This is a genomic window from Alterirhizorhabdus solaris (assembly GCF_007785815.1).
In the GTDB taxonomy this organism is placed as follows: domain Bacteria; phylum Pseudomonadota; class Alphaproteobacteria; order Sphingomonadales; family Sphingomonadaceae; genus Alterirhizorhabdus; species Alterirhizorhabdus solaris.
Map to the genome: position 1 here is coordinate 1 of NZ_VNIM01000167.1, position 4,504 is coordinate 4,504.

The following is a 4,504-nucleotide window of genomic DNA, read 5'->3' on the forward strand; positions in this document are numbered from 1 at the left end:
CTTCCCCCTAATCGCCCTCCCCACAGCACCGCCTGCCGGCCCCATCGTCTAGCGGTCTAGGACGTCGCCCTTTCACGGCGAAAACACGGGTTCGATTCCCGTTGGGGTCACCACCTGCGCTGGAAACAGCGGAAATGGCGGTTTTCCTATCCTTAGTGTCCTCACGAGTACACCTCGCAAGTACACAAAGGATCGAGTGTGACCGAAAAGCTGCCGACCGGAATGGCCCGTATGGGCCCCTACAGCATCCTTCATTTGCGACGCCGCATACCGAAGCCCCTGATCCCGGCCTTCGGCATCGGCGAATTCTACAAGGTGTCGCTGGAGACGCGTGACCTCAGCGAGGCGCGCTCTCGGTTCGCCATCGCCAATGGCGAGTTCGAGATCAAATGCAAGGCGTTCCGCGAGGCGCTGGCGAATGCGGGTCAGAGCAGCCTTTCGCCGGACGAAGCCGAGGGACTCGTCACACGCCTGCTCCGGCATCGCTCCGATACCGGGCTGGCCAGCGGCGGCGTGCAGGCAGCCTTTCTCCTGCGCGATCTCGACGATCTCGTCTCGGAGCTACAGGGTGAGCGGCGGCCAACCGCACAGGACATGTCCCCGGACGAGTGGCGGGAATACCTCATTCGAATCGGTGGTGGCGAGGACGATGGCGAACTCGCGCCTGACACATTGACCATACTGCAGGAGAAGCACGAACAGGATCAGCGCAGCTGGGGCGAACGCTGGCTGGCGTTCCAACGCCGCGTGCCGCGACGGCGCTGGCGACCGCTGTTGCGGCAGACGATCGAGGACGTAAAGCGGCACCTCGACCTGCCTGCCGGTGAGATGCCGGGGATCGACGAGCCGCTGGCCGACGCGATAGCACAGGCGCTGGCAAGTGATGCGGTGCGCGGACAGGCGGCCATGGCCCAGCCGGAGCCGCGTCGTGCCCGCCGAACCCGTCTGCGGCCGAAGATGAAGCTCGACGAGCTTCTGGCCGCCTGGATCACGCTGCAGAAGCCTAAACCGAAGAGCGTGGCGGCGGCCGAGAAGGCGGTTCGCGATTTCAAGAGCTACATCGGCGATGTGCCGGTGATCGAGATCGGCAGCACCGACTGCTTCGATTTCCGTGATGCTCTTTCGGTGATGCCGAAGAGCATGCCACGCGCGCTCCGGGCGATGAGCTTCAGGGATCTGCATGCGATCTACGCAGCACGCACCGGCGTGGCGCGCGTCGATCCCGCGACGACAAAGAAATATCTCGGCGCCATTCAGGCGCTGCTGAGCTGCGCGTTTCAGGAGCAGTGGATCCCGGCGAACGTAGCGGGCAATCCGAGCCTGGCGAAGGCTGAAATTGTGGCACTGTATCGCGCCTGGAAGAAGATGCACTGACAGACACGACGGCTCGCTTCGGTTGGCGCATCGCACCCCGCCGTGCGGAATCCTTCGATTGGGTGACGAACGAAGATCCTGACCTCACCGCCACACTGAAGATAGAGCAACGCTGATCAGGTTCAGTGGGCTGCGGCCTCCTGAACGCCTATCCCCGTCTCGGATCGTAGCCGCTGTTCGGGATAGCCGGCCTTGTCGATCGCGGCGCGGCGATTGATCCAGCCTCAGCCAGATCGTAAAGAATCCGGCGGGTATCGAGAACAGGCCCGGTGGACTGAAGGGAAAGACCGCCCGATCAAACTCGAATACGGCAACCCAGATCACAGGCGAGAAAACTGTCAGCCCGAAGGCAATGAACAACCCGATCGCGCCGCCCCACGCCGCTCCATTGATCATAGAGGAAGCGCGCTGCGCGCTGGAGGTCGGTCAATCGGTCCGAGGGGAACGCGCGCAGCCGGTCGAACTCGGCCCGGCTGGTGAGCCGCCAGCGCAGCATGTCGATGAAGTAGGCATAATGCTCCTGCAGCGCGCGGAAGAGCGTGGCGACGTCGCCCGACAGGTCGTTGATGACCTCGGCGCGCGGCCGCGCCGTGCGGCGCAGGAACACCCCGCCCATGCCGACGATCGGCTCGACATAGGTTGTGTGCGGGATCGCGCCGATGCGATCGACGAGGCGACGGGCAAGATTGCGCTTGCCGCCGAGATAGGGCGCAGCCGGGTTCACGGCCGCAACGGTCGTTAGGGTCTCCATAATCTTTCATGTCCATTGAGGCCCCGCCCGCTTCGGCGGGTGCGGGGCGATAGCGGCATAGCCAGCCGCTCGTGACGGGTGCACCCCCCGTTGGTTCGCCGTGCTGACGCATGGCAACCCCCGCTGGTTTCAGCCAGCGGACGTGTTCCGTAGGAAGCAAGGCTCTCAGCGACGTGCGGTTAAGCGCTGCTCCCCGCTGGAGTGGACGTCGAGCTAACCGGGCCCCACGATGGGCGGCACGAATCGATGGAGCGTGCCATGCCCGAATTTTACCTGCCGGACGGCAACCCGATCACCGTCCATCCACACCCAGGCTTACGATACCAAGCCGCCGACGACGGCACCCTCATCACGTTCGTCGACGGCCGAAGCGAACTGGCGGTCGAACCGTACAACGAGGTGAAGGCGGCGCTCCGCTGATGTGGGTCGAATGAGCATGCCCGGCATCCTGCTGGCCGCCGCAGCGGCATTCGTCGATCCGAGCAGCCGGCTTATCACTGATGAACTGGCGGACGGGCATGACTATGCCGTCGCCTCGCTGTGCCTCTATGCCATGCTGAGTGGCGACAGCGTCAGCGCTCTCGCGGACTATACCGGCCGCCATCGTTTGAAGCGCGCGCAGCGAGAGAAGCTGACCCGCGATTGCTCAATCGTGGCGTGGGTGCTGATCCAGGAGGACCGACTAAGACGGAAGAGGTAAGCCCTTCAACCTACCACCAGCCAACGCTACCGTTCTTACCAACCCACCAAATTGATCGTCACGGTCGATGCCCGCGAAGCCTTCTCGCAGGTGCAGCGTGCAAACAAAGCATTATGGTTAATTCCCGATCTGGGCCATTTTACTTCCACGCTCCGTTAGTGAGCGAGGAGAGGCAAAGACGTGAAGAATCGGTCCCACATCGCCGCACAGTTGAATGACGGTCAGGCCTTAAAGGGCCTCTTGTACGCTGTCCCCCCGTCGCTGTTGATTTGGGCGGCGGCACTCTCGCTTGCAGTAAAAATTTTCTGAGGGAACGGTGGAGGCGACACCGGGAAGTAGCACTTGGAAGCCAGAGTCGCTCGTCGCGATCCTGACGACGATCTAGCGTTGGCTAGGGCGCTCGCGCATTAACGCCACCTCGCGCTGCAATTCAATCATCGCTCCGCGGATCCCGCCCGCCACGTCATAGAGGTCCAGCGCGCTCGACAGGCACTGCCGCCCGTCCATCGCCCCCTTCGCCGTCCGCGCCACCTGCGGCAGCATCGGCGGCGGGGCGAGCAGGTGGGGTGAAACCAAGGCCGTTCGCGACGGCGGCGGCGCGGTCGAGCAGGCCGACGCCATCAGCATCCACGCACACGTTGCGATAGACCGGGCGCTCGACGATCGTCTCTTTCTCACGGGTGAAGCTCCTGACATCGGACTGGCGTTTGAACTCGGCCGTCTGGCCGGCGGTGGCGGAGGCGTCGATCTGGCCTTGCAGGCGCACGCGGACCGCCTCGGCCTCGCGATCGGCGCGCAACTCGGCACCCTGCTCGATCTTCTGCCCGTCGATCCGGCCGCCGACATAGGCGCCAGCCAGCGCCAGCGCCGCGCCGAGCATGAGGTAGAGGCTCACGCGCCCTCACCCGGCGCTGCCGGCGGGTTCGGCCGCTGCGTCGGCGTCGAGTTGGACAGCGCCTGCGTCAGGTCTGCGCGATCCTGGTGGTCGAAGATCGAGCCGATCCGGCCGATCACCTCGCGGAACGACAGCAGCAGCGCCGTGAACAGACCCGCGTCGGCCATCGGCACTTTGCCGTCGGGCGTCGCCTTCGCCATCGCGGCGTCGCACGTGTGGGCGATCAGGAGCAGGGTCGCCCCCGCCAGCAGCATGTGGGCGACGATCCCGGCGAACTGGATGACGCGGCTCATCGGGCAAGCTGGAAGTGCGGGCTGTCGCTCTCCCCCTTCTCGCGTGGCTTGCCGTCACCGTCCCAGTCGGCACCCCAGGTGATCCGCACACCCTCGGCGGCGGCCGCCCGCATCATCAGCGCTGCCATTCGATCGAAGCGCGAGAGGTCGTTCCAGTCGATCGGGTACGGAGCAAGGTCGACCGCGTGGCCGAACCCGTCCTTCTGCTTGCGATGCACGGTGTTCAGCGGGTTCTTCAGCCACGTCACCTTCGCCAGCCCGGGTTGGGCGAACTTCGCCGGGCAGCCGGCGGCGGTGCATTGCGCGGGCGTCCGCCCCTTGCCGAAGTTGACGTAGGATTACTTGTCGGAGCGGACGCCCTCTGGGGCTGAGACCCATAAACAGGATTCACAAATCGGCCGCGTTGTGATTCACGGTCTTCGCTGATGCGGAGGTTTGGGTGGTGGACGGGTTCTGGTTGACCGACGAGCAGTGGTTGCGGTTGAAGCCGC

6 protein-coding genes, 1 tRNA gene and 1 pseudogene are annotated in these 4,504 nt (G+C 64.6%); 4 read left to right on the top strand and 4 right to left on the bottom strand.

Annotation, left to right across the window (positions count from 1 at the left end; all coding sequences use genetic code 11):
• Positions 1-37 precede the first annotated feature (37 nt).
• Together FOY91_RS20685 and FOY91_RS20690 are read left to right on the top strand one after the other, a co-directional pair.
• Positions 38-113, top strand: a tRNA-Glu gene (locus FOY91_RS20685).
• A gap of 85 nt (positions 114-198) precedes the next feature.
• Entirely contained in the window at positions 199-1,374 is a 1,176-nt protein-coding gene (locus FOY91_RS20690; RefSeq protein WP_145155884.1) for a DUF6538 domain-containing protein, read from the top strand.
• A gap of 388 nt (positions 1,375-1,762) precedes the next feature.
• Here FOY91_RS20690 and FOY91_RS20695 read toward each other — a convergent pair.
• A pseudogene (locus FOY91_RS20695) lies at positions 1,763-2,125 on the bottom strand (DNA adenine methylase); the annotation flags it as partial.
• Between the two features lie 258 nt (positions 2,126-2,383).
• Here FOY91_RS20695 and FOY91_RS21880 point away from each other — a divergent pair.
• Positions 2,384-2,545, top strand: coding sequence for a hypothetical protein (locus tag FOY91_RS21880; protein ID WP_162527300.1), 162 nt, complete (start codon positions 2,384-2,386; stop codon positions 2,543-2,545).
• Between the two features lie 10 nt (positions 2,546-2,555).
• Positions 2,556-2,825 (top strand): hypothetical protein, encoded by a 270-nt coding sequence (locus FOY91_RS20700; RefSeq protein ID WP_145155888.1) that lies wholly within the window; start codon positions 2,556-2,558, stop codon positions 2,823-2,825.
• A 463-nt stretch (positions 2,826-3,288) separates the two neighbouring features.
• Here FOY91_RS20700 and FOY91_RS20710 read toward each other — a convergent pair whose 3' ends face one another.
• From FOY91_RS20710 to FOY91_RS22150, 3 genes are read right to left on the bottom strand one after another with little or no spacing between them, the layout of a single operon-like run.
• Positions 3,289-3,720, bottom strand: coding sequence for a hypothetical protein (locus FOY91_RS20710; RefSeq protein WP_203234660.1), 432 nt, complete (start codon positions 3,718-3,720; stop codon positions 3,289-3,291).
• Positions 3,717-4,013 (bottom strand): hypothetical protein, encoded by a 297-nt coding sequence (locus tag FOY91_RS20715; RefSeq protein WP_145155890.1) that lies wholly within the window; start codon positions 4,011-4,013, stop codon positions 3,717-3,719. The genes FOY91_RS20710 and FOY91_RS20715 overlap by 4 nt, the downstream gene beginning before the upstream one ends.
• On the bottom strand, positions 4,010-4,261 hold the full coding sequence (locus FOY91_RS22150) for a M15 family metallopeptidase (protein WP_203234661.1): 252 nt from the start codon (positions 4,259-4,261) through the stop codon (positions 4,010-4,012). Before FOY91_RS22150 ends, FOY91_RS20715 begins: the two co-directional genes overlap by 4 nt.
• Between the last annotated feature and the right edge of the window lie 243 nt (positions 4,262-4,504).

Excerpts from the sequence above, each read along its gene's own strand:
- FOY91_RS20700 (WP_145155888.1), top strand. The coding sequence starts at position 2,556 with ATGAGCATGCCCGGCATCCTGCTGGCCGCCGCAGCGGCATTCGTCGAT.
- FOY91_RS20715 (WP_145155890.1), bottom strand. The coding sequence starts at position 4,013 with ATGAGCCGCGTCATCCAGTTCGCCGGGATCGTCGCCCACATGCTGCTG.
- FOY91_RS21880 (WP_162527300.1), top strand. The coding sequence starts at position 2,384 with ATGCCCGAATTTTACCTGCCGGACGGCAACCCGATCACCGTCCATCCA.